The 25,537-nt window shown below is 35.7% G+C and carries 19 protein-coding genes and 1 pseudogene; 16 read left to right on the top strand and 4 right to left on the bottom strand.

Annotated elements, in window-relative coordinates; translation table 11 throughout:
• Positions 1 to 272 precede the first annotated feature (272 nt).
• Positions 273 to 2,798, top strand: a complete 2,526-nt coding sequence (locus tag C564_RS0124415) for a PBP1A family penicillin-binding protein (protein WP_018767193.1) — start codon at positions 273 to 275, stop codon at positions 2,796 to 2,798.
• Between the two features lie 145 nt (positions 2,799 to 2,943).
• Here C564_RS0124415 and C564_RS0124420 read toward each other — a convergent pair whose 3' ends face one another.
• On the bottom strand, positions 2,944 to 3,234 hold the full coding sequence (locus C564_RS0124420; protein WP_006094811.1) for a hypothetical protein: 291 nt from the start codon (positions 3,232 to 3,234) through the stop codon (positions 2,944 to 2,946).
• A 166-nt stretch (positions 3,235 to 3,400) separates the two neighbouring features.
• Complete coding sequence (locus C564_RS0124425) at positions 3,401 to 3,838, bottom strand: hypothetical protein (RefSeq protein WP_026008695.1); 438 nt, start codon at positions 3,836 to 3,838, stop codon at positions 3,401 to 3,403.
• A 324-nt stretch (positions 3,839 to 4,162) separates the two neighbouring features.
• On the opposite strand from C564_RS0124425, the pseudogene C564_RS38275 reads away from it, so the two are divergent.
• From C564_RS38275 to C564_RS0124465, 8 genes and pseudogenes are all read left to right on the top strand, one after another.
• A pseudogene (locus tag C564_RS38275) lies at positions 4,163 to 4,365 on the top strand (HesB/YadR/YfhF family protein); the annotation flags it as partial.
• Positions 4,366 to 4,786: 421 nt separating this feature from the next.
• Entirely contained in the window at positions 4,787 to 5,905 is a 1,119-nt protein-coding gene (gene mmgD / locus C564_RS0124435) for a citrate synthase (protein WP_018767194.1), read from the top strand.
• Between the two features lie 98 nt (positions 5,906 to 6,003).
• Positions 6,004 to 7,440 (top strand): 2-methylcitrate dehydratase, encoded by a 1,437-nt coding sequence (gene prpD, locus C564_RS0124440; RefSeq protein ID WP_016114807.1) that lies wholly within the window; start codon positions 6,004 to 6,006, stop codon positions 7,438 to 7,440.
• Positions 7,441 to 7,457: 17 nt separating this feature from the next.
• Positions 7,458 to 8,366 (top strand): methylisocitrate lyase, encoded by a 909-nt coding sequence (gene prpB / locus C564_RS0124445; protein WP_006094816.1) that lies wholly within the window; start codon positions 7,458 to 7,460, stop codon positions 8,364 to 8,366.
• Positions 8,367 to 8,478: 112 nt separating this feature from the next.
• Positions 8,479 to 10,239, top strand: coding sequence for a sigma-54-dependent Fis family transcriptional regulator (locus C564_RS0124450; protein WP_018767195.1), 1,761 nt, complete (start codon positions 8,479 to 8,481; stop codon positions 10,237 to 10,239).
• Positions 10,240 to 10,379: 140 nt separating this feature from the next.
• Positions 10,380 to 12,095, top strand: coding sequence for an acyl-CoA dehydrogenase family protein (locus C564_RS0124455; RefSeq protein ID WP_018767196.1), 1,716 nt, complete (start codon positions 10,380 to 10,382; stop codon positions 12,093 to 12,095).
• Between the two features lie 16 nt (positions 12,096 to 12,111).
• A complete protein-coding gene (locus C564_RS0124460; RefSeq protein ID WP_006094819.1) occupies positions 12,112 to 13,002 on the top strand; it encodes an NAD(P)-dependent oxidoreductase in 891 nt (296 codons plus the stop codon).
• 75 nt (positions 13,003 to 13,077) lie between these two features.
• A complete protein-coding gene (locus C564_RS0124465) occupies positions 13,078 to 14,538 on the top strand; it encodes a CoA-acylating methylmalonate-semialdehyde dehydrogenase (protein WP_006094820.1) in 1,461 nt (486 codons plus the stop codon).
• Between the two features lie 80 nt (positions 14,539 to 14,618).
• Here the strand turns inward: C564_RS0124465 and C564_RS0124470 are convergent, their stop codons facing one another.
• On the bottom strand, positions 14,619 to 15,251 hold the full coding sequence (locus tag C564_RS0124470; RefSeq protein WP_026008697.1) for a LysE family translocator: 633 nt from the start codon (positions 15,249 to 15,251) through the stop codon (positions 14,619 to 14,621).
• A gap of 131 nt (positions 15,252 to 15,382) precedes the next feature.
• On the opposite strand from C564_RS0124470, the gene C564_RS0124475 reads away from it, so the two are divergent.
• Positions 15,383 to 15,928, top strand: a complete 546-nt coding sequence (locus C564_RS0124475) for a helix-turn-helix domain-containing protein (RefSeq protein WP_003197601.1) — start codon at positions 15,383 to 15,385, stop codon at positions 15,926 to 15,928.
• 83 nt (positions 15,929 to 16,011) lie between these two features.
• On the opposite strand, the gene C564_RS0124480 is transcribed toward C564_RS0124475, so the two are convergent.
• On the bottom strand, positions 16,012 to 17,064 hold the full coding sequence (locus tag C564_RS0124480) for an enoyl-CoA hydratase/isomerase family protein (protein ID WP_006094830.1): 1,053 nt from the start codon (positions 17,062 to 17,064) through the stop codon (positions 16,012 to 16,014).
• Between the two features lie 458 nt (positions 17,065 to 17,522).
• Here C564_RS0124480 and C564_RS0124485 point away from each other — a divergent pair, with 458 nt between their 5' ends.
• The 6 genes from C564_RS0124485 to dhbC all read left to right on the top strand — a co-directional run bounded on the left by C564_RS0124485 (position 17,523) and on the right by dhbC (position 25,531).
• Positions 17,523 to 17,780: a hypothetical protein gene (locus C564_RS0124485; RefSeq protein WP_003197605.1), complete on the top strand. Its 258-nt coding sequence runs from the start codon at positions 17,523 to 17,525 to the stop codon at positions 17,778 to 17,780.
• A gap of 475 nt (positions 17,781 to 18,255) precedes the next feature.
• A complete protein-coding gene (locus tag C564_RS0124490; protein ID WP_016114814.1) occupies positions 18,256 to 18,495 on the top strand; it encodes a DUF2584 family protein in 240 nt (79 codons plus the stop codon).
• A gap of 21 nt (positions 18,496 to 18,516) precedes the next feature.
• Positions 18,517 to 19,674: an exonuclease SbcCD subunit D gene (locus C564_RS0124495; RefSeq protein WP_006094828.1), complete on the top strand. Its 1,158-nt coding sequence runs from the start codon at positions 18,517 to 18,519 to the stop codon at positions 19,672 to 19,674.
• The gene (locus tag C564_RS0124500; RefSeq protein WP_018767198.1) at positions 19,671 to 22,760 is read left to right on the top strand and encodes an AAA family ATPase; all 3,090 of its coding nucleotides are present in this window, start codon (positions 19,671 to 19,673) and stop codon (positions 22,758 to 22,760) included. Before C564_RS0124495 ends, C564_RS0124500 begins: the two co-directional genes overlap by 4 nt.
• Positions 22,761 to 23,502: 742 nt before the next feature.
• Complete coding sequence (locus C564_RS0124505; protein WP_006094826.1) at positions 23,503 to 24,288, top strand: 2,3-dihydro-2,3-dihydroxybenzoate dehydrogenase; 786 nt, start codon at positions 23,503 to 23,505, stop codon at positions 24,286 to 24,288.
• A gap of 25 nt (positions 24,289 to 24,313) precedes the next feature.
• On the top strand, positions 24,314 to 25,531 hold the full coding sequence (gene dhbC / locus C564_RS0124510; RefSeq protein ID WP_018767199.1) for an isochorismate synthase DhbC: 1,218 nt from the start codon (positions 24,314 to 24,316) through the stop codon (positions 25,529 to 25,531).
• The last annotated feature ends 6 nt before the right edge of the window (positions 25,532 to 25,537 follow it).

Below are 25,537 nucleotides of genomic sequence, written 5' to 3' on the forward strand. Positions count from 1 at the left end.
AAAGTTTGACCAAATGAAAAAAAAGTATATTATTTATACGAGGTTATATGTTTTTTTATACTTTGCTGTTTAAAATTTTCGAATTAACTTATGCCAAAAGCAAAATGAAAGCCAACCTCTTATATTATATGTGTTACATGTAAGTATTATTAGAAAGATAGAGGGGAAAAAGTTGTCCAAAGTATATAGGCTTATTTGTTGAGGTGAAATCAAGATGTTGGTTTCATTTTCGTGTAAATCAACGGGAGAATTGAAAGGCAGGAGAAAGCAAGATGTCAGAAAATTATCGCTCTCGAGAAGAGCGAAGACAAGTACAAAAGAAAAAGCAACCAAGTGCTAATGTAGAAAAAACGAAAGGTAAAACATCGTTTTTTCGTAAATTTTTAATTGGATGTTTAATACTTGGAATCGTGGCGCTCGTAGGAGGAGTAACTACTTTTTTCATTATGATAAAAGATGCTCCGAAACTTGAAAAGGAAAAGCTTGTCAATCCATTATCAGCAAAAATTTATGATAAAGATAAAAAGCTGATATATGAATATGGGAAAGAGAAACGAACAAATATTACGTATGATCAAGTACCTAAATTAATAGAAAATGCATTTTTAGCTACAGAGGATGCACGTTTTTATGATCATAGTGGTGTTGACTTCAAAGGGACTGCACGTGCTGTTTTAGTCAGCCTTACTGGGAATTATGGCTCACAAGGCGGAAGTACAATTACCCAACAGGTTATTAAAAACTATTTCTTGTCTATGGATAAAACCCCTAAGCGTAAGGCACAAGAAATATTTTTAGCTTATAAGTTAGAACAGCAATATTCAAAACATGAAATATTAGAAATGTATTTAAATAAGATTAATTTAGGGAACCGCTCATATGGTATTGCAACAGCAGCTGAAAACTATTATGGAAAAGAATTAAAGGACTTAACTTTACCACAGGCTGCGATGCTTGCAGGACTACCAAAAGGCCCTAGTATTTATGATCCAACAAAACCGCAAAATGTAGAGCGGGCAACAGAGCGTAGAAATGTTGTCTTACATTTAATGAATCGACATGGATATATTTCGAAAAAACAAATGGAAGAAGCATCGAAGGTCCCTGTAACCGACGGACTACTTCCTCCTAAAGAAGTTACAGAAATGCCATATCCAGCATTTATAGACGCTGTTGTGAAGGAAGTAGAGAAAGAGTTACCAGATGCAAACGTTGGATCTGATGGGTTATCTATTTACACAACTTTAGACCAAGAAGCGCAGAAATATGCTGATGATCTTTTAAACAAAAATATTATTAGTTATCCAAATGATAAATTCCAAGGTGCTTTTACATTTATGGATACAAAAACTGGAGAAATTCGCGCTATAGGTAGTGGACGTGGTGAAAATAAAGCGACATTCAAAGGGCATAATATGGCAATTGAACTAGATCGTTCAGCAGGTTCAACAATGAAGCCAATTTTTGACTATGGTCCAGCAATTGAATATTTAAAATGGCCAACTTATCATCAACTCGATGATTCAGCATATAAATATTCGACAGGACAACAGGTTCAAAATGCTGATAAAACGTATAAAGGTATGATAACAATGCGTGAGTCTCTTAAATGGTCTCGTAACATACCAGCAATTAAAACAGCAAAAGAGGTAGGATTAAGTAAAGCACAAAGCTTTGCAGAAAGCTTAGGTATTCCATTTAAAAAAGATGCAGTTGAGTCAACAGCAATTGGTACAAATGAAGTATCGCCAACTGAAATTGCAGGAGCATATGCTACATTTGGTAATGATGGTAAATATACAAAACCACACTTTGTTAAAAAAGTGGTTTATCCTGATGGGAAATCACAAAGTTTTGAACCAAAATCGAAACGTGTTATGGAAGATTATACAGCATATATGATCACAGATATGCTACGTTCTGTTGTGAGTTCTGGTACTGGTACAGCAGCTAATGTAAGTTCTTTAGATGTGGCAGGTAAAACAGGAACAACAAACTATTCATCTGAACAAATATCGAAATATGGTATACCATCTAGTGCATCGCGTGATAGTTGGTTTGCGGGTTACACACCGCAGTATACAATGGCAGTTTGGACTGGATATATGAAAGATAGTCCTGAAGATTATATAAGCAGCAAAAATACGAAAATTGCACAACAGATTTTTAAAGAAATGATGAGTAAATTTGGAACAAATACGTCACGCTTTAAGGCGCCAAGTAGTGTTGTTCAAGAGGGTGATGAATTACGTGTGAAAGGTGCAAAACGAGATTCTTCTCCAAATCCGAGCACGTCAAATTCAAACTCAAGTGAACAGCAGAAAAATGATGGTCAAAATAAACAGCAAGAACAGCAGCAACAAACAGATGGAGATAAAAAACAACAAGAGCAAAAACAAAATGAAGAAAATAAGCAAAATAATGATCAAAATAAGCAAAATGAAGACAATGCAACAAATAATCAAGGTGGAAATGATCAAGGGAATACAACCCCGCCGAGCAATGGAAATGGTCAAGGGAATACAACTCCGCCGAGCAATGGAAACGGCCAAGGAAATACAACTCCACCAGGCAGTGGAAACGGCCAAGGAAATACAACTCCACCAGGCAGTGGAAATGGCCAAGGGAATACAACCCCGCCAGGCAGCGGAAATGGCCAGGGGAATACAACCCCGCCAGGCAGCGGAAATGGCCAGGGGAATACAACTCCACCAAGCGGTGGAAACGGCCATGAAAATGCAACACAACCGAGCAATGGAAATGGTCAAGGAGAGGCAACTCCAAATGGTGGTCAATAAATATAATGTTTTTTAAAGTTTCAATCATATAAAGTTGTATGGAAAACACCTAGGATACCGGAGAGTGATCGGTAACTTAGGTGTTTTTTTTGTATGCTATCATGTATAAAAATACTGTATATGAAATGGAAGAATATATATATGTTCAAATGTTGAAGGTCCCATAAAAATTTTGAAAATAAATTGATGGGAAATGATAGAAAATCTGGAGAGGTGGATACGGAGAATGGGGAGGATGACCATAATAGGTAGTGCCACTAGGAGGTGTGCCGTGATGCCAAAATGAAGGTGTTACTCCACCTGATAATTGATATTGCTGCCAAGTTGCTGGGAGTTCAATGCCAACATCAGAAGTTGCTGTATGAACGGGAACAGAATGGACAGAAGGAGAGGCAACTGGGGCTACAACGGCAATTCTTGTTGGAAATAAATACATAAAAGAATCACCCCTAAATCGTATTATATAGCAGTATATTCTTGCACGAGCTGCAAATGTGCACGCGAATTTTTACAGAGTATAGAATGTATATAAAAAAGAACAAGAAAGAACAGAAATGAGTTCTTTCTTGTTGGAAAGACATTTAGATATTGTAGTAGTTTCATTAACAGCAATCGTGGTCGTTGCCAATAGCTAACGCGCTAAAAGAAACCGGACCTACTATTGCAGCTTCGGCACCAGCAGTCATATTTTCAACAGTAAGCGTGTAAATATGAGTTCCGGATCTTAGATCTTTGTCAATTGCTTGGAAGGTTACAGCATAAAATTGTTCTGAATCAGTGGATTCGATCCCAACTTGAGTGTTGAAAATCTCAGTATTATCGCGGAAAATACGAAATACGATTTGAGCGATGTTTGTAACTCCTTCAACTCCAACTGTTGCGATTAATTCTACTGTGTTGTCACGGGAGTCTCTACGTGGAATATTTACTCGTAACTGAGCAACTGAATTTCTTTTTGGAGAATGGTCAATTGGAATTGGTTGTCTTGCATTTGTTTTACTACGTGGCTGAATAGCTTGAAAATCAATAATATGCGTTATAATTCTCACCACCTATTGTTTGATACCTTATAATATGAAGACTCTAGAGAATAGCTTGGACATTCTTACTAAAAAGGTATATAAGCTCTACAGAAAACTTTATTAAAAAATCGTATTGGGGGCATGAAGTTAAAATGAAGAGCCGCTTTCAATAATTATATTCAAAAAAAATATAAACTTATTTAATAGTTCAATAGTCGAAAGACTAACTCCAACTATAGATGGTGGACTTTTTTTATAAAAACACATCTATTTACGGAAGGAAGTTCCTGTATAAAAAGATACAATATGATTGTAATAAATAATATCTTTTATGAGTTTTTATATGGAGATAATAGCACCATTCAGCCTAGTTATTCTTTAGGAGTGGCTTTTGAGGTGTCAGAAGATATAGCCGCATCTGTTGAACAGGATGGCATTCAATTTTTTTTGTCGATTCCGACGATATTTGGTATTTTCGGGACTGTGATTTAGTAGTAAGCTATCATAAGAAAATGGACGAAATTGAATTTAACTATGTAAAATAATAATTTTATTAAAAATGAAAATATTTTATATAAAAATTGTATTTAATTAATATCGATATATAAAATAAGTGTGAGCGAGTTGTGTATATGTACAACTCGCTTTTTTGTGTGCTGAAAAAAGATAATAAAATATACGGAGTAAATTGTTTGTTGTATAAGCTTTATATGGAATTTTATTGAAAATCAATATATTTCGGTTTAAAAGAAAAAGAAGGGACAACGGGCTTTTTGATAAAAAATTTAGACTTTATTCTTAAAAAACAATTTTATTACAGCAGGAAAAGTATAGGAAACTTATCATTATAAAATAAATTGAAATCTTCTAAAAAATCTGATACATTGAAATAGAAATGTAGTTCACAATGTTGTAAAGGCTTACAGTTATGTGCACGAAGATCTATTAGGATTGGAGGAAATGATAATGAAAGCTGAAGAAAAATTTTCCCCGGGATTAGATGGTGTAGTCGCAGCGGAGACGAAAATTTCGTTTCTCGATACGGTAAAAGGTGAAATTGTTATTCAAGGATATGACTTAATTGAACTATCAAAGACAAAAGGTTATTTAGACATTGTGCACCTTTTATTAGAAGAACATCTACCAAATGAGGATGAAAAGGAAAAACTTGAAAAGAAATTGAAGGAAGAATATGAAGTACCAGAAGGTGTATTCAATGTTTTAAAAGCATTGCCAAAAGAAACACACCCGATGGATGGGTTACGTACAGGTGTATCAGCATTAGCTGGTTATGATAACGATATTGAAAACCGTTCGCTAGAAGTGAACAAAAGTCGTGGTTATAAATTGTTAAGCAAAGTGCCAAATATTGTTGCGAACAGTTATCATATTTTAAACAATGAAGAGCCAATCGGGCCGCTTCAGGAGTTATCGTATAGTGCGAATTTCTTCTATATGTTAACTGGTAAAAAACCGACTGAGCTTGAAGAGAAAATCTTCGACCGCTCTTTAGTTTTATATAGTGAACATGAAATGCCAAACTCTACATTCACAGCTCGCGTTATCGCATCTACGCAATCAGACTTATATGGTGCTTTAACAGGAGCAGTCGCATCCTTAAAAGGAAGCCTACATGGCGGTGCAAATGAAGCAGTTATGTACATGCTGTTAGAAGCTGGAAATGTTGAGAAATTTGAAGAGTTACTGCAAAAAAAATTATATAACAAAGAAAAAATCATGGGATTTGGACATCGCGTCTACATGAAGAAGATAGATCCAAGAGCACTCATGATGAAAGAAGCTTTAAAACAGTTATGTGATGTAAAAGGTGATTATACATTATATGAAATGTGTGAAGCTGGAGAGAAAATTATGGAGAAGGAAAAAGGAATCTATCCGAATCTAGATTATTATGCAGCTCCAGTATATTGGATGTTAGGTATTCCAATTCAACTGTACACGCCAATCTTTTTCAGTTCTAGAACAGTAGGCTTATGTGCGCATGTTATTGAACAGCATACAAACAATCGCTTGTTCCGCCCACGTGTAAATTATATCGGCGAGCGACATGTGCTTAGCAAATAAAAACAACTGGGGAGTTGTTAAGGCCGCCCGCCAGGTGGGTGTTTGACCGACACCCATCCTCAATAATAACGAATTTTCGACAGAAAGGGAAGGATAGCATGATTAAAACAAATGAAATTAAACAAAAAGATGCAATTTTAGAAGAGATTACGGATTATGTATTAAATAAAGAGGTGACGAGCTCAGAAGCATTTAGCACAGCACGCTATGTGTTACTTGATACGCTTGGATGCGGAATTTTAGCGCTGCAATATCCTGAATGTACGAAACTCCTTGGACCAGTTGTACCAGGAACAGTTGTGCCAAATGGTACACGTGTACCAGGAACATCATTTGTACTTGATCCAGTACGCGGTGCTTTTAATATTGGATGTATGATTCGTTGGCTGGATTATAACGATACATGGCTTGCTGCAGAATGGGGACACCCGTCTGATAATTTAGGTGGAATTTTAGCTGTTGCAGATTATGTGAGCCGCGTTCGTATTTCAGAAGGAAAAGAACCATTAAAAGTACGCGATGTACTTGAAATGATGATTAAAGCTCATGAAATCCAAGGTGTACTTGCATTAGAAAATAGTTTAAATCGCGTTGGTCTTGACCATGTATTATATGTAAAAGTAGCGACAACAGCAGTTGTTACAAAAATGCTTGGTGGCACGCGTGAAGAAATCTTTAACGCATTGTCTCATGCATGGATTGATAACTCTAGTCTTCGTACATATCGTCATGCCCCAAATACAGGTTCACGTAAATCATGGGCAGCTGGGGATGCAACAAGCCGTGGTGTTTACCTTGCACTTACTGCATTAAAAGGTGAAATGGGTTATCCAACAGCATTATCTGCACCAGGATGGGGATTCCAAGATGTATTATTTAATAAGCAGGAACTAAAATTAGCAAGACCTTTAGATTCTTATGTAATGGAAAATGTATTGTTTAAAGTATCATATCCAGCAGAATTCCATGCTCAAACAGCTGCAGAATGCGCAGTGAAATTACATCCAGAAGTGAAAGAGCGATTAGAGGAAATTGACCGTATTACAATTACAACACATGAATCGGCGGTTCGTATTATTGATAAAGAAGGTCCATTAAATAACCCAGCTGACCGCGATCATTGCTTACAATACATTACTGCAATTGGTCTATTAAAAGGCGATATCGTTGCAGATGACTATGAGGATGAAGTTGCATTTGACCCTCGTGTAGATGAATTACGAAATAAGATGGTTGTTGTAGAAAATAAACAGTATAGTTTGGATTACCTTGATCCGAACAAGCGCTCAATCGCCAACGCTGTTCAAGTTCATTTTAAAGATGGCACAGTAACAGAAAACGTAGAGTGTGAATACCCATTAGGTCACCGTTTCCGTAGAGACGAAGCGATTCCAAAGGTTGTTCAAAAGTTTTCTGCAAATATGGCTGTTCATTATTCTAATAAACAGCAAGAAAAAATTCATGAAGCTTGTTTGAATGAAGAAAAGTTAGAAAATATGAATGTAAATGAATTTGTAGATCTTTTCTTAATTTAAGTATAGGGGGAATAAGAATGGCTTGGGTTGTGAATAAACCGTCAACACAAGAAGAGCTTGCTAATCGATTCCGAGCTTTAGTAGAGGCACCTGAAATTTTACAAATCCCTGGTGCTCATGATGCAATGGCTGCTCTTGTTGCAAAAAACACTGGGTTTTCAGCTCTTTATTTATCGGGAGCTGCTTATACAGCAAGTAAGGGTTTGCCAGATTTAGGTATTGTAACGTCTACTGAAGTAGCTGACAGAGCAAGAGATCTTGTTAGAGCAACGGACTTACCTCTTCTTGTCGATATTGATACAGGATTTGGTGGAGTGTTAAATGTAGCAAGAACGGCTGTAGAGATGGTGGAAGCAAATGTAGCCGCTGTCCAAATTGAAGATCAACAATTACCGAAAAAATGTGGACACTTAAATGGAAAAAAACTTGTTTCCACTGAGGAATTAGTACAGAAGATTAAAGCGATTAAAGAAGTAGCACCAACACTTGTTGTTGTAGCACGTACAGATGCTCGCGGTGTAGAAGGATTAGATGCAGCAATTGAAAGAGCGATTGCTTATGTAAAAGCAGGTGCAGATGCTGTTTTCCCGGAAGCACTTCAATCCGAAGAAGAATTCCGTTTGTTCAACAGTAAAGTAAATGTTCCGTTGCTTGCGAACATGACTGAATTTGGGAAAACTCCATATTATAGTGCAGAAGAATTTGCAAATATGGGCTTCCAAATGGTGATTTATCCGGTTACATCACTTCGCGTTGCAGCAAAAGCATATGAGCGTGTGTTTATGCTAATTAAAGAAACAGGCTCACAAAAAGAAGGGTTATCTAACATGCAAACGAGAAGTGAATTGTATGAAACAATTTCGTATCATGATTTTGAGGAATTAGATAACGGAATTGCAAAAACAGTTTTATCTGAAGATCAATAGAACAGAGAAGAAAGGCGATGATGGGACATCTTGGGCAAGAACAACTGCTTGATGTGAGAATTCATCGCCTTTTTATATGATTTGAATTGTTGTATACAAGAGGTGAGAAGATATGAGTTCTACAAAAGATTTCTCTGTAGAAAAATGGATGCAGCAAGATTTCCAGTTTGTGAGAAGTAACGATACGATTACTGAAACAGTTAAACTTCTTATTAAAATATCAAAGGATGAACTTCCTGTGCTAGATGGAAAGCAAATGATTGGCATTGTAAAACTAACAGATTGTATTCAGTGGATACAACAAAAAAGTGATAAAAGTATGTTAGTTCATATGATTGTCACTAATTCTATTAATAAGGGTAGTATGAAAATAACTATGAACGAATTACAGGATATACCATTTTATGTGACAACTGAACAAGACGGAGTACTTGTAGGAATCATAGACAAGCCTGAACTTTTCGCTTTTCAAAAGTTTCTAAAACAGCAATTACAAGAATCACAACAATTAATTGAATGGTTTCGTTTGTCTTTCGACACTGCGTATGAAGGCATTGCGATTGTGGATGAAAACGGCGTCATTCAAATGTTTAATGATACGTATAGCCGCTTTGTCGGAGTATCGAAAGAAGAAGCAATTGGACAACTGGCCGAAAATGTAATTGAGAATACGAGGCTTCCAGTTGTATTAAAAACAGGGGTACCAGAAAGAAATCAAGTGCATCGTTTGCAAGGCCAAAATTTAGTTGTGCATCGGATGCCGATTTGGAAGCAAGGAAGAGTGATAGGTGCTGTAGGCATGCTTATTCATGAAGGGATTTCAGATATTTATAAAATACTAGAGAGGTTTGATCAAAAAGATAGTGCTGTCAAACCGTTATTTTCTAAACCGAAGAAGAAGCAAATTCGATTCGAAGATATTCTTGGAGAAAGTCAGACGATTTCTGAAACGAAAAAAATGGCTCGAAAAGCAGCTGGGTCGAAAGCGTCTGTGTTAATTACTGGAGAAAGTGGTGTTGGTAAAGAGCAATTTGCAAGAGCTATACATGATACAGGTATAACAAAAAACGGTCCATTTATCAGTGTGAACTGTGCTGCTATTCCTGATAATTTACTAGAATCCGAACTGTTTGGTTATGCAGAAGGTGCTTTTACAGGTGCGAAAAAGAACGGGAAAGCAGGGAAGTTTGAACTTGCGAATCATGGCACGTTATTTTTAGACGAAATCGGTGATATGTCTCTATTAACACAGGTGAAAATTTTACGTGTTTTACAAGAAAGGGAGATAGAAAGAATTGGTGGTACACATCCAATTCCAGTTGATTTTAGGCTAATTGCAGCGACAAATAAAGATTTAAAACAAATGGTTAGAGAAGGTACATTTAGAGAAGATTTATATCATCGTCTTCATGTTATTCCGATTCATATTCCACCACTTCGTTTTCGAAAGCAAGACATCCCACTCATTGTCGAAGAACATTTACAAAAGTTATGTCAAATGTATGGTGCTAAAGAAAAGACACTTGATAAAGAAGTATTACGCCTTATGTTCCATTACAATTGGCCAGGAAATGTTCGGGAATTAATCAATGTGTTAGAAAGACTATTTGCACTATCGGATGATGTACATATACGAGCTAAGGATTTACCAGAAGAATTCTATTATCGGGATATGGAACAGAAGAAATTAGTACCTATGATTCAGTCTTTACCAGCAAAGCAAGAAGCGATGAAAGTGGTACGTGAAGAGGAAGAGCGAGGATTAATTGAACGCGTTTTAAAAGAAGTAAAAGGGAATAAGTCAAAGGCAGCAGCATTGTTAGGGATTTCTAGGGCGACTCTTTATAACAAATTATCACGATTCAAAATCTAGACAAATTGTTATAAACAGTGTAAAACTGTCTAGACAGTTTTACGTTTTCTATTTATTTAGCCCAGGTTCTATCAAGTTTTTAGTTTGGCATAGATTTTGCATATAAAGAAAATGAAGACCGAAATGATAGGGGGATACAGATGGAGAAAACAAAGTTGCAATGGGACGAATTTTTTTCGCTGAATAAGAATCTTAATACAACTTTTTTTACACCGGAAGATTTTTCAGGTGATGAAGATTTAATCGCAAAAACAACAGAACAGTTTGTTAAACAGGAAATTGTTCCTCAAATTGAAAATATCGAGCAGCACAATTATCAAGTTTCTCGCGGGTTGTTTGAAAAGGCCGGAGAACTTGGGTTGTTAAGTATAGAGGTACCAGAAGAATATGGTGGGTTCGAATTAGGAAAGGCAGTTTCTGGCCTTGTAGCAGAAAAGATGGGATATGCAGGAGCATTTAGTGTTTCCTTTAATATTCATGTTGGTGTAGGAACATTGCCATATATATACTATGGCACAAACGAGCAGAAGGAAAAATACTTACCTAAAATTGCATCAGGCGAATGGATTGGAGCGTATGCATTAACAGAACCTAATGCTGGATCAGATGCATTAAGTGCAAAAACAAGCGCTGTATTAAATGAAGAAGGAACAACTTGGAAATTAAATGGGGAAAAGCAGTGGATTACAAATGCTCATATGGCTGATGTATATGTTGTTTTTGCAAAGACAAATAAAGGAATGACAGCATTTATTGTCGAAAGAACATGTGAAGGTGTTTCAATTGGCTTAGAAGAAAAGAAAATGGGCATTAAAGGATCTTCGACTGCGACACTCATTTTAGAGGATGTTGTAATTCCAGTTGAAAATGTATTAGGGGAAGTTGGAAAGGGTCATTACGTAGCCCTTAATATCCTCAATTTCGCTAGATTGAAACTCGCTTTTGGAAATATTGGAACAGCAAAACAAGCAATTGGTTTATCTGTTCAATACGGAAAAGAACGAAAACAGTTTCAAACAGAATTAGTTGATTTCACGATGATTCAAGAGAAAATTGCAAATATGATTATCGCTACATACGGTGCAGAGAGTGCAGCTTATCGAACAGCAGGCGTAATTGACGAGGCAATTCATGAGACAAATGGGGATGGAAGCATCATGCAGAAAATGTCTCAATTTGCAATGGAGTGTGCCATTAATAAAGTGAATGCTTCGGAAACACTAGGAAATATTGTGGATGAAGCTGTACAAATTCATGGTGGCTACGGTTATATGCAAGAATATGAAGTAGAACGATTATATCGTGATGCTAGAATTAGCCGTATATTTGAAGGAACGAATGAAATTAACCGCTTAACAGTTGCGAAAATGTTAATGAAACAAACGAAGCAAATAGGAGATCAAGTAGACGAAGGCACATTTGAAAATATAGAACGAAACCATCGTTATATTTTATTATCGAAACAGTTATTGAAGCAATCTTTGAAAACGCTATCTCAAACTCCTGAATTAAAAATCGAGCAAGAACAAGAATATTCACGCGTATTAGCAGACATGTTGAAAGATGTGTATGTAATGGAATCAGCATTTTTACGTACGAAGAAAGCAGTGAGTAAAAATGGTGAAGAAAAAGAACGTACAAAACAGTTCGTAACAGATGTTCTTTGTGAGGAAGGATATCGTAAAGTAGAATCAGCGGCAATGGTTCTTCTTCCTGCAGCAGTACAAGAAGAGCAAAATAGAAACGCTATTCTAGATGAAATTCGTCAACTGTCAATACCTCTATATACGAACATATTTATGAAAAAGAGAGAAATTGCAAAAGCCATTATAAATCGCGGAAAATATATTGTTTAAATAGGAGGAGAACAATATGAAAAAGATTGGTTTTATTGGTTTAGGTAATATGGGCCTTCCAATGTCTAAAAATTTAGTTAAATCAAATTACACTGTATATGGCGTCGATTTAAATAAAGATGCTGAGGCTTCTTTTGAGAAAGATGGAGGAATCATCGGCTTATCAATTGCAAAATTGGCAGAAACATGTGATTTGATTTTTACAAGTTTACCATCTCCGCGAGCTGTGGAAGCGGTTTATTTTGGAGAAGAGGGATTAATTGAGAATAGTCATCCGAATGTTGTTCTAATTGATACCAGTACAGTAGCACCGCAATTGAATAAAAGATTAGCAGAAGCTGCTAATGATAAAAAAGTAGATTTCTTAGCAGCACCGGTTAGTGGTGGGGTGATTGGAGCAGAAAATCGCACATTAACTTTTATGGTCGGTGGATCAAAAGAAGTATATGAAAAAGGTTTACCAGTGATGGAAGTATTAGGGGCAAATGTGTTTCATGTAAGTGAACAAATTGATAGTGGCACGACTGTAAAGCTTATTAATAACTTATTGATAGGTTTCTACACAGCGGGTGTAAGTGAAGCTTTGACTTTAGCGAAGAAAAACAATATGGATTTAGAGAAAATGTTTGATATTCTAAATGTGAGTTACGGACAAAGTAGAATTTATGAGCGCAACTATAAAAGCTTTATTGCACCAGAAAACTATGAGCCAGGTTTTACTGTAAATCTATTAAAGAAAGATTTAGGATTTGCGGTTGATTTAGCAAAAGAAAGTGAACTTCACTTACCAGTAAGTGAAATGCTGTTGAACTTGTATGATGAAGCGGGTAAAGCGGGGTATGGGGAAAAAGACATGGCTGCTTTATATAAGAAGATAAGTGAACAAGTAATCTCTAGTCATGAATAATGAATGGTTATAGCGTCGAATTATAAATTGTGAGAAACAATTGGAACTTATAACAATAAAAAAGGAGCGAATACAATGATTACAACAGAAATTAAACGAGTGAAAAATCATATTAATGGTGAATGGGTAGAATCTACTGGTACGGAAGTTGAAGCTGTTCCAAATCCTGCAACTGGGAAAATAATCGCTTATGTTCCGCTTTCTCCAAAAGAAGATGTGGAGCGTGCTGTTGAAGCTGCAAAAACAGCTTATGAAACATGGTCTAAAGTGCCGGTTCCAAATCGTTCAAGACAGCTATACAAATATTTACAACTTTTGCAAGAAAATAAAGATGAGCTTGCGAAAATTATCACATTAGAAAATGGAAAAACATTAAAAGATGCGAGTGGTGAAGTACAGCGTGGTATTGAGGCTGTAGAATTGGCAACATCAACACCAAATTTAATGATGGGCCAAGCACTCCCGAACATTGCAGGTGGAATTGATGGTTCGATTTGGCGTTACCCAATTGGAGTTGTTGCTGGTATTACACCGTTTAACTTCCCAATGATGATTCCATTATGGATGTTCCCATTAGCAATTGCTTGCGGTAACACATTCGTATTAAAAACATCTGAAAGAACACCACTTTTAGCTGAGAGACTGGTAGAGTTATTCTATGAAGCAGGTTTCCCAAAAGGAGTTTTAAATTTAGTGCAAGGCGGAAAAGACGTTGTAAATAGCATTCTAGAAAATAAGGACATTCAAGCGGTTTCATTCGTTGGATCTGAGCCAGTTGCACGTTATGTATACGAAACAGGAACAAAATATGGAAAACGAGTACAAGCACTCGCAGGAGCGAAAAATCATGCGATTGTTATGCCAGATTGCAATCTTGAAAAAACAGTACAAGGTGTTATTGGTTCTGCATTTGCGAGCAGTGGAGAGCGCTGCATGGCATGTTCTGTTGTAGCTGTTGTGGATGAAATTGCTGATGAGTTTATTGATGTACTAGTAGCGGAAACACGTAAATTAAAAGTTGGCGATGGTTTCCATGAAGATAATTATGTAGGTCCATTAATTCGTGAATCTCATAAAGAGCGTGTACTAGGCTATATTAATAGTGGTGTAGCAGATGGGGCTACTTTATTAGTAGATGGTCGTAAAATTAATGGAGAAGCCCGTGAAGGATATTTTGTTGGAGCAACAATCTTTGATGGTGTGAATCAAGATATGAAAATCTGGCAAGATGAAATTTTTGCTCCAGTTTTAAGTATTGTGAGAGTAAAAGATTTAGAAGAAGGCATTAAACTTACAAATCAATCCAAATTTGCAAATGGTGCAGTTATTTATACATCAAGCGGTAAACATGCGCAAACATTCCGTGATAATATCGATGCAGGAATGATTGGCGTAAACGTTAACGTTCCAGCACCGATGGCATTCTTCGCATTTGCTGGAAATAAAGCATCCTTCTATGGTGATCTTGGAACAAATGGAACAGACGGTGTTCAATTCTATACACGTAAAAAAGTTGTGACAGAGCGCTGGTTTTAATAGATGAATAGCATATACATGTAACTTGTTACATGTATAAAAAGTACACCCCTCATTAGAGAGGGGTGTACTTTTCATCGTTAACTATTCTTTTCAAAAGCTAATTTGATACCAAATCCAATTAATACAATACCAGTAAGTCCTTGGATGTATCTTTGAGTAGCTGGTTTTTTCATGAAAACACTGATTTTATCAATTAAGAAGATATAAAAGGCAAACCATATCACGGTTAAAACGAGATAGGTAAGACCCATGGTTAGAAATTGAATGAATGTATTATGGTTAGGATTTAAAAATTGTGGTAAAAAGGTCAAAAAGAATACAGCGACTTTAGGATTTAAAAGATTAGTAAGAAACCCTTGGCGAAAACAAGAGCTGTTTTCATCTGCACGTTTCATAGGTAACTCATTTGTATCTATGCTGTTTTTGCTTTTTAAAGATAAAAGTGCTTTTATTCCTAAATAGACTAGATAAATGGCACCAACATATTTAAAAATAGAAAATAAGAGAGCAGATTTAACAATGATAGCGGAAAGCCCAATTACAGCAGCTAAAGTATGAATTAAAAGGGCGATACATGTGCCGAAAACCGTTTTTACACCTCCTATTTTTCCTGAAGTAAGAGTGTTTTTTGTAGCCATTGCAGTATCAGGCCCGGGTAAAATAATAAGACAAATAGACATGATAATAAAAAGAAGATAGTTCTCCACAATCACTCCACCTTTCTGTGCTTGTTTTTCAGAAAATTTAATTAAAAATAGTTTAACACAATTTAAGTGATATGATAAATAAAATTTAAGTATGTTAAAATATATCTATCATATTGTTTGAAGGAGCATGAGGTATGGAAAATATAAATATCGGAAAAAAGGTGAAAGAGCTTCGGGAATATAAGGAGCTGAGTATGCGAGAGTTAGCTAAAATGGCAGAAATAACACCTTCTATGTTAAGTCAAATTGAACGAGGATTAGCTAATCCTTCGATTCAAACATTGAAATTGCTAGCCAAGGCTTTAGAAGTTCCAACTTTTAGTTTTCTCATTGAAGATACGAACACGGATGATCTAGTTATAAGAGCGAATGCACGTAAAAAAATGATCGTAGGAAATTTATCCTATGAATTATTATCACCAGATTTAACGGGTGCTTTGGCAGTATCTTTAATGACTTTGCCACCTAATTCTGTTTCCTCCGAAAAACTTTTAGAGCATAAAGGAGAGGAAATTGCTCATGTTTTAGAAGGACAGATTATCTTGTATTTACAGCAAGATATATACACTTTATACCCCGGGGATAGTGTGAAAATCCCTTCTTACATGAAACATAAATGGGAGAATCTATTTGATCAAGATGCCGTTATTTTATTCGCTGTAACGCCTCCATCGTTCTGATAATGAAGATACATAATACATATGTCTAGAAAGAAAAAAGCTAGATGAAGCAGCAAATAGGTTGCTTTCATCTAGCTTTTTGATTAGGCATTAAGCAGATTGAAGAAGCGATTGACATCTTCATCTGAAACATCACTTAATTGTTTATATTTATACTTTGGATTTTGATCTTTGTCGACAACGACTGAACGTACTCCTTCAAAGAAATCTTCGTGCCTCATGAAATTTTTAGCGAGCACGAGATCTGTTGCAAAGCATTCTTCTATCGATTTTTCCTTTCCGTCAATAAGTTGTTTTAATGTTACTTTTAATGAGAACGGAGATTTTGATAGTAATGTTTCTTTCGTTTTTGAAGCGAAGGATCCGTCAGCATTATCTAATGAATGGATGATATCTTCAACTGTATGGAATGAAAAATGTTGATCAATTTCTTCTAATAAGGAAACAAGTTCACTTTCTACACTAGGAGCTGTTTCATATTTATTAATGAGTTCTTTTAAAGTGATATGTATATTTTGATCATGCCAATTTACCTTTTCGATTGCATCTAGGAAAGTAGGTAAAGTTTCCGATGGCATATAATGATCAGCAGCTTTTATATATAATACATCAGCAGCTTTTAAAACAGATGCTGTTAACGCAACATACCGACCAGTCTGCCCAGGAGCCTTGTTTAAGAAATAAGCAGCTCCAACGTCTGGGAAAAAACCAATGTTCATCTCAGGCATGGCCCATTTTGTACGATCTGTTACAATTCTATATTTTGCCCCATTCGTAAGACCGACGCCACCACCCATTACAATTCCATCTAAACAAGCAATAATTGGTTTTGGATAATGATATATATAAGTATCTATTTCGTATTCTTCTTCAAAAAAATGTTCAGCATGCTGTAATGCAACTTCATTTGAACGTGCTTCGTATAATGTTTTTATATCACCGCCAGCGCAAAATCCTTTTGTGCCAGCACCTTTCAAGATTACTACGGCAATACGATCATCTTTTTCCCATTCTTTTAGTTTCTGACCAATCGGATGTAACATATCATAAGATAAAGAGTTAAGTGCTTTTGGGCGATTTAAAGTGATTGACGCGACGCCATTTTCGTGAATGGAAAATAAAACATTTTCAGTCATTTTGAATCCTCCTCTTATATATCTTCTCATTCTTATTTCTCGATACAAGCTAAAATGTCCTTTATAATTTATTTGATATTGCAAGTAGCGTGCCAGTTTTAATGTCCTTAATTAAGAAGAAATGCCAGTAATAAAGTGTCTAACTGTCTAAACAAATGGACATTTAGACGTCGGACTAGATACTTTTTAGAATGGTGCATATTTTGACGAGTTATATTTGCAGGATTTCAACATATGAAAATGAATATTACAACATCAGTCATTTAAAATGTAGGGGTATTGTTTGTAACTTGAAAATGAAGGGAATACTATATACCATATTTAATTTGAAAGAAAATGAGTAATTGGAATGAATTCAATATGGATAGCAACTTCACTTTGTTTTATTTACTGAATTGTCTTGCTTTTAACGAAGTGAGAGTTTGTATATAATAGGAGTAGAGAAAGGGGAGATCGGAATGCCAGGGCCTTTGCTATTATCGGTTATTATTTTGTCTTCTCTCATGGTAGGAATTACACAGTATTTTCATCGTACAGATACGACAGAAGAAATTAAAGATAAAGTACGTCTCGTATTTCCGGTTTTTATATTATCTATCTCACTGTGTTATGTGTTAAATAAAGATGGATATATCGTGGCATCATTCTCATTTTTTATAGCAATTGTTTTAATAACTGTATTGTACTATATAATGAAAGAGTATTTGCAAAAATAAAGATGCCTGAAAAGGCATCTTTATTTTTATGAAATTAAACAATTTATACCGGAATTTGAAGATGTGAATTCATATTACTGTTTACCTGCTTTTCTAAAATTGCTTTCTGTATACTTGTTTTTTAAGCTATTATTGCTTTGACTTTAGGATATTAATAAACTTATTGAATCATATTTTTATTGGGACTGTTTTTTGTATCATATAAAATCATTCAACTTGTAGAACATTCAGCTCATTCTTCTTTTCCAAACGGTCACGCGACATCAGCGATTCTATTTTAAACATCGTGACTTAATTTCAAATCCACATGAAACATTGTTAATTTCACATACCGTATTATAATTTAAAAAATACTTATAGCATAAAAAAATAAAATGAATGTGAAAGTGAATTCTTCATCATGTATTCACTTGTCAATCGTGAATAGCCGCTATACTATTAAAGTATAGAGAACTGGAAAAGGGGTTGTATTTATATGAAATTTGAGATGCATACAAAGATTATTTCAAATGAAAAAGAAATGAGATTACATATAGAAGAAAATATATTTCAATTAATATTAGACGGTTATCATTTATTTGCTGTGGATGAAATGTTACCTTTATATAAATCTGATCAAGAAAGAATCGGTAGTGCAATCGTTCAAAAGTTAGAGTGGGAAGATGGGAAGACAACACTTAACTACCAACTGGTTTCATTACAATCAGTAAATTAAAAGAGAGAAAGGAAGGAAAAGATGAAGTTTTTTCATACAGCGGATTGGCATTTAGGAAAACTTGTTCACGGTGTGTATATGACCGAAGATCAACGAATTGTATTAGATCAGTTCGTTCAAGCTGTGGAAGAAGAAAAACCAGATGCCGTAATTATTGCAGGTGATTTGTATGACCGAGCGATTCCTCCAACAGAAGCAGTAGATTTACTAAATGATGTATTAAAAAAGATAGTGATTGATTTACAAACGCCAGTAATTGCAGTAGCAGGGAATCATGATAGTCCAGACCGTATTCATTTTGGCAGCAGTTTAATGAAAAAACAAGGGTTACATATTGTTGGCCAATTTCAATTTCCGTATGAACCAGTTGTTTTACATGATAAGTATGGGGAAGTTCATTTCCATTTAATCCCATATGTAGATCCAAGTATTGTAAGACATGTGATGAAAAATGAAGATATTCGGTCGCATGATGATGCGATGCGTATTTTCATGAATGAACTTTCAGAAACGATGAATCAAGAAGCAAGACACGTATTTGTAGGCCATGCATTTGTCACTTCTTCAGGTGAAGCAGAAGAAAATACGAGTGATGCAGAGCGTCCGCTTTCCATCGGCGGTGCTGAATACGTAAATAGTCATTATTTTGATAAGTTTCATTACACAGCACTTGGGCATTTGCACCAAGCGCACTTTGTACGTAATGAAACGATTCGTTATTCTGGTTCACCACTTGCGTATTCTATTTCTGAAGAGCGGCATAAAAAAGGGTATTATATTGTGGAATTAGACGAAACAGGTCAAGTGGAAATAGAAAAGCGTTTATTTACACCTCGTCGCCAAATGCGAACAGTAGAAGCGAAAATAGATGATTTATTAAAGTATCCAACAAGTGAAGATTATGTCTTCGTAAAGTTATTAGATGAAAATCCTGTACTGCAGCCAATGGAAAAAATTCGTTCTGTATATCCAAATGCTATGCATGTTGAACGTTCTATGCAAAGACGAGAATTTACAGAAACCAATGAAGTTACTGTTTCTAGACATAAAACAGATGATCTATCCCTTTTGAAAGCTTTTTATAGAGAAATGAAGGGCTCAGATTTATCAGAAGAGAAAGAACGTCTTTTCTTAGACGTATTACAAACAGTGCAGGAACGGGAAGGTGAACGAGGATGAGACCACTTCAGCTTATTATGACCGCATTTGGTCCGTATAAACAGCGAGAAGTTATCGATTTCAGCGATCTTGGCGATCACCGTATTTTTGCTATTTCAGGAAATACGGGAGCTGGGAAAACAACGATATTTGATGCGATTTGTTATGTATTATATGGGGAAGCGAGCGGAGAAGAACGTAGTGATACGAGTATGCTACGTAGCCAATTTGCTGATGATAATATATACACAAGTGTAGAATTAACCTTCCAGTTGAAAGGAAAGCAATACGAAATAAAAAGACAGCTCGGTCATAAAAAACAAGGGAATAAAACAGTTACAGGGCATGCTGTTGAGCTATATGAAGTAATAGGTGATGAGAAGGTTCCATGTGTGGATCGTTTTCATGTGACAGATGTGAACAAAAAGGTTGAAGATTTAATCGGACTTAGCAAACATCAATTTAGTCAAATTGTTATGCTTCCGCAAGGAGAATTCCGAAAACTATTAACGTCTGAAACAGAAAATAAAGAAGAAATTTTACGTCGTATTTTTAAAACAGATCGTTATAAATTAATGCGTGAATTGTTAGATCAAAAACGTAAACAGTGGAAAGACGTCTTACAAGAAAAGCAAAAAGAAAGAGAACTGTACTTCCGTAATGTTTTTAAATTACCGGTTCGAGATGATTCACTATTAGAGACATTAGTTCAACAGGAACATGTAAATACGCACCAAGTAGTCGAAGCGCTTGAACAAGAAAAAAATTGCTATGAGGCGGAAGTTGAACAATTACAAGCGCAGCAAACATTGCAAACGCAGCAATTAAAAAAAGCCGAAGATCGTTTTCATACAGCTAAGTCTATTAATGAAAAGTTCAAAGATTTACAGCAAAAACAAGAGAAACAAGCAGTTTTACAAGCAAATCGAGAACAAATAGAAACAGAAGAACAACGCTTTAAACTTGCTGAACAAGCGAAACGATTATTACCATTTGAACAATGGTATGAAGAAGCGGTACAGAGTGAACAAAATGCTGAACAATTATTGAAACAAATATCTGTAAAAAAAGAAAAGACGGTTAAGGCGTTTGAACTTGCTTATGAGAAATATGAAGAATTAAAGGGTAAAGAGTCTGTTCGTGAAGAAGGTAAGAAAACTGTACAAAGATTAGAAGAGTTACAGCCAATTATTGCTTCATTAGCAGAGAAAAAATCAAAATTGCAACAGGCAGAACTTCAAAGTGGGAAATTGAAGGAAGGTATTCAGAAGTTTGAGAAACAGCTAGAAGGACAGATTTCTCAAAAACAACAAATTGCCGGAGAATTACTACAGCTAGAGGTTGCACTTGAGCAATATGTAGCAAAAGTAGAAGAGCTAACAAATATGCGGGAAGATGCAAAAGTACTAAAGCAAGCATATGACGTTTGGAAAGAAAAGCAAAAATATGAACAAGAAAAAGAAGTTGCAAATCAAAAGATGGAAGTTGCAGTTAAAGCATATGAAGAGATGGAGCATCGTTGGTTAAATGAACAAGCAGGAATGTTAGCTCTTCATCTTCATGAAGGCGAATCTTGTCCTGTATGTGGTAGTATAGATCATCCAAAGAAAGCTACAGAACGTGGAGATTCCATTGATGAAAAACAGCTAAATGAACTGCGCGAAAAGAAAACAGTTGCTGAAAAATTACATGTTCAAGTAGAAGAGAAATGGAATTTCTACAGATTACAATATGAGCAAGTAATAGATGAAGTCGTAAAACGAGGATACCGTTCAGAAGAGTTAGTTGAAACATACCGTACGCTAGTGCAAAACGGAAAACAACTAGCAGCTGAGGTAAACACATTAAAGGAAAGTGAAGAAAAACGTAAACAGCTAGCGTTAAGTGTAAAAGGATTAGAAGAAAAAGTAGAAGAATTACAGAAGCAAAAACGCGAAGCTGAAGTGATGCAGCACCGTACTGAAATGGAGTGCATGCAACTTCGTACGTCCTATGAACATGATCAGCAAAAAACCCATGAGGACTTACAAACGTTAGAAGCCTGGAAAAAACAATTTGATCAAGCTGTTAGCACACTTCGCTTTATGGAAGAGGAGTGGAAGAAAGTACAAGAAGCTTATCAATATTGGCAAAATGAAAATATACGCATACAAGCTGAGTATGATGGTGCTCTAAAGCAAGTAAGTCATGCAAAAGAAAAGCAAGAAGAGACTTTACTTCGCTTTACGACAGAGCTTGAACAAGGTGGATTTATCGACCAACAAGCTTATAAAGAAGCAAAATTAACAGATGTAGAAATGAAGCATTTGCATGAGCAAATTCAAGAGTACTATTCATCCTTAGAAGTATTGGCTAAACAAATTGAGGAACTAGTAAATGAATTAAGCGGGAAAGAATGGACGGACATTACAGCTCTAGAAGAACAAATGAAAGAGTTAGGAATTCAGCTTGATATTACAAAAGAAAAGCGCCAGCGTGCCCAAAGTGCAGTTGCATACATTACCGATTTGCATGAAAACATTAGACGAATTGATGAACAAATTCATGAAGAAGAAAAAGCTTTCCAAGAACTTGTTGATTTATATGAAGTCATGAAAGGGGATAACGAAAGTCGTATTTCGTTTGAACGTTACATTTTAATTGAGTATTTAGAACAAATTGTTCAAATTGCTAACGAAAGACTTCGTAAACTATCAAACGGCCAGTTCTATTTAAAACGAAGTGAAAGAGTTGAAAAACGAAATCGTCAAAGTGGATTAGGATTAGATGTATATGACGCATATACAGGTCAAACACGTGACGTAAAAACATTGTCTGGCGGGGAAAAATTTAATGCATCGCTTTGTCTAGCACTTGGTATGGCAGATGTGATCCAGGCATATGAAGGCGGTATTTCTATCGAAACCATGTTTATCGATGAAGGATTTGGCTCGCTAGATGAAGAGTCATTAACAAAAGCGATCGATGCATTGATTGATTTACAAAAATCAGGACGATTTATTGGCGTTATTTCACACGTTCAAGAGTTGAAAAACGCAATGCCAGCAGTTTTAGAGGTAACGAAGCAGAAGAATGGTTGTAGCGAGACTCGGTTTGTGGTGAAATAATAAAACTAATAAAAAGGTTAATAGTAAATTTTAATTATGAGAGGACATATGCTTAATAGTGGGCATATGTCCTTTTTTCATATAGTTATATCGGTATGATTTATGTTTGAAGGAAGCGTTGTTTAGAGAAAAAGATGTAAATAGTTATTTTTAAATAAATTTCTTAATAAAATTTTTTCAGAAATTTATTGAGAAATTAAATGTTCAATATGATGGTTTTTATTATAAAATAAAGATTTTTATGTAATTAATGATAAAATGTATAATTATTAATTAGGAAATTTGAAAGTTTCAATTTAATTTTTTAAATCTATTATTTTCACAGAAAATAGGATGAAAAAAGTCTATATTTACAATAAAAGCAGAGATTTTTATGCAGATAAGTATGGGGACATAATAAAATATTTTATCTGAAAAATAAAAAAAGATTGACAAGACTGTTGAGAAACATTATCATTTCGGTGTACAAAAGAAAATGAAAATCATTATCAATTAATGCCAAGTGAGTATTACCTAGTTTATTGTGACTGAAATTAAGATTAAATTGCACTTGACTGATAAGTTTAATATGTGTATGATTTTCGTAAATATAATGATAATGATTATCAATATCATTATTAGTTGGTGATGTTTGTTAAAATATTTTCTTTGCACAGATTAATTAGGTTAACTTTATTAATCTGCAATTGAGAATATACAAGATAAACTAGATCGATTCGTTGTAAGGAAAGGAATTGAGAATATGGATTTTGGGGAATTTGATGGGAAGATTGCATTAGTTACTGGTGCAGCACAAGGAATTGGAGAGACTGTAGCGAACATGCTTGCGGAAAGAGGAGCAAAGGTTGCAGCGGTTGATAAGAATATTTTAGAACTCAATAAGCTTTCAGATTATCATGCAACAAGAGGCAGCTCTTTGAAAGTATTCGCTTTAGATGTGAGTGATAGTTCCGCAGTGGAAAATACAGTAAATCAGATTGAGGATACAATGGGGCAAATTGATATTTTAGTTAATGTTGCCGGTATTTTAAAGATGGGTGCCATTCACTATTTAAGTGATGAAGATTGGGACAAGACTTTTTCAGTAAATGCTACAGGTGTGTTTTATGTATCACGATCTGTGAGTAGACGTATGATGTCACGGCAGTCTGGTGCAATTGTGACTGTAGGGTCAAATGCTGCGAGTGTACCTAGAATGGAAATGGCTGCATATGTAGCATCCAAAGCTGCTGCAACGATGTTTACAAAATGTCTTGGTCTTGAGCTTGCAGAATATAATATTCGCTGTAATTTAGTTTCTCCTGGTTCAACTGAGACAGAGATGCAGAGGTTACTTTGGATAGATGAAAATGGGGCTGAAAAAATTATTGCAGGCTCACAAGATACATATAGATTAGGGATTCCATTAAAAAAAATAGCAACGCCTTCAGAGATTGCTGAAGCAGTTCTATTTTTAGCGTCAGATAAAGCAAGCCATATTACGATGCATAATCTATGCATTGATGGCGGCGCTACTTTAGGAATCTAAATTACATATAGGGGGCTTTAAAATAATGAATCATACAACTGCTTTAAAGGAGTTAGCGACAAAATTACTAGATGACTATAGAGCTGGATCTTCATTCTTTTTTGCTTCACCGTATCGTACAATACTTGCCGAAGGAACATTTGCAACGGTGAAACATAGTCAGGCAGAAAATGTTCCTGAGCTAGTTCGTGCTGTATTAAGCAATGCGAAACAAGCTGGCCATCCTAATCCAATTGTTGTAGGAGCGCTGCCTTTTGATCGTACAAAATCGGTACAGCTCGTTGTACCTCGGGAGAGCAGGCTAGCAGATCGTCTGCAATTTGATTTTACAGATCGAACCCAGCAATCACCTGCACTTACATATGAAATGAATCCTATTCCGTCATCTTCAGAATATATGCGTGGTGTAGAGCAAGGAGTAGCTAAAATAAAGAGCGGTGACCTAAAGAAAATCGTTCTATCTAGATCATTGGATTTGAAATCTTCAGAAAAGGTTGACATTCAAAAACTACTTTGTGATTTAGCGCAGCACAATAAACAGGGGTATACGTTTGCGGTAGATTTACCGAAGAGTGAAGAAATAGAGAATTGTGATGCCTCACCAAAGCGTAGTTATACACTCATAGGAGCGAGTCCAGAGTTACTTGTCTCACGGAGTGGAATGCAGATCATTTCTAATCCGCTTGCAGGCTCTAGACCTCGAAGTAAAGACCCTGAAGAAGATAAGAGACGAGCAGATGAGTTGCTTTCTTCAGCTAAAGATTTACATGAACATGCTGTTGTTGTTGAAGCAGTAGCTGCGGCGCTTCGTCCGTACTGTCGTACATTGCATGTTCCGGAAAAACCATCATTAATAAATAGTGAAGCAATGTGGCATTTATCTACTGAAGTAAAAGGAGAATTACTAGACGCATCAGTGTCTGCATTAGAATTAGCACTTGCGCTTCATCCTACACCAGCAGTTTGTGGAACTCCGACAGAAAAAGCTCGAGAGGCTATTAACGAAATTGAACCGTTTGATCGAGAATTTTTCACGGGAATGCTTGGTTGGAGTGATCTGAATGGTGACGGTGAATGGATTGTTACGATTCGTTGTGCGGAAGTTGAAGGGAATTCCCTTCGTTTATTCGCAGGAGCTGGTATTGTTGCGGAGTCAAAACCTGAAGATGAGCTAGCTGAAACATCGGCTAAGTTTCGTACAATGCTTCGGGCTATGGGATTAAATGATGAATCTTTGAAATAGAAGTTA

Origin of the sequence: Bacillus sp. 105MF (assembly GCF_000374885.1) — a bacterium.
GTDB classification, from domain to species: Bacteria; Bacillota; Bacilli; order Bacillales; family Bacillaceae_G; genus Bacillus_A; species Bacillus_A pseudomycoides.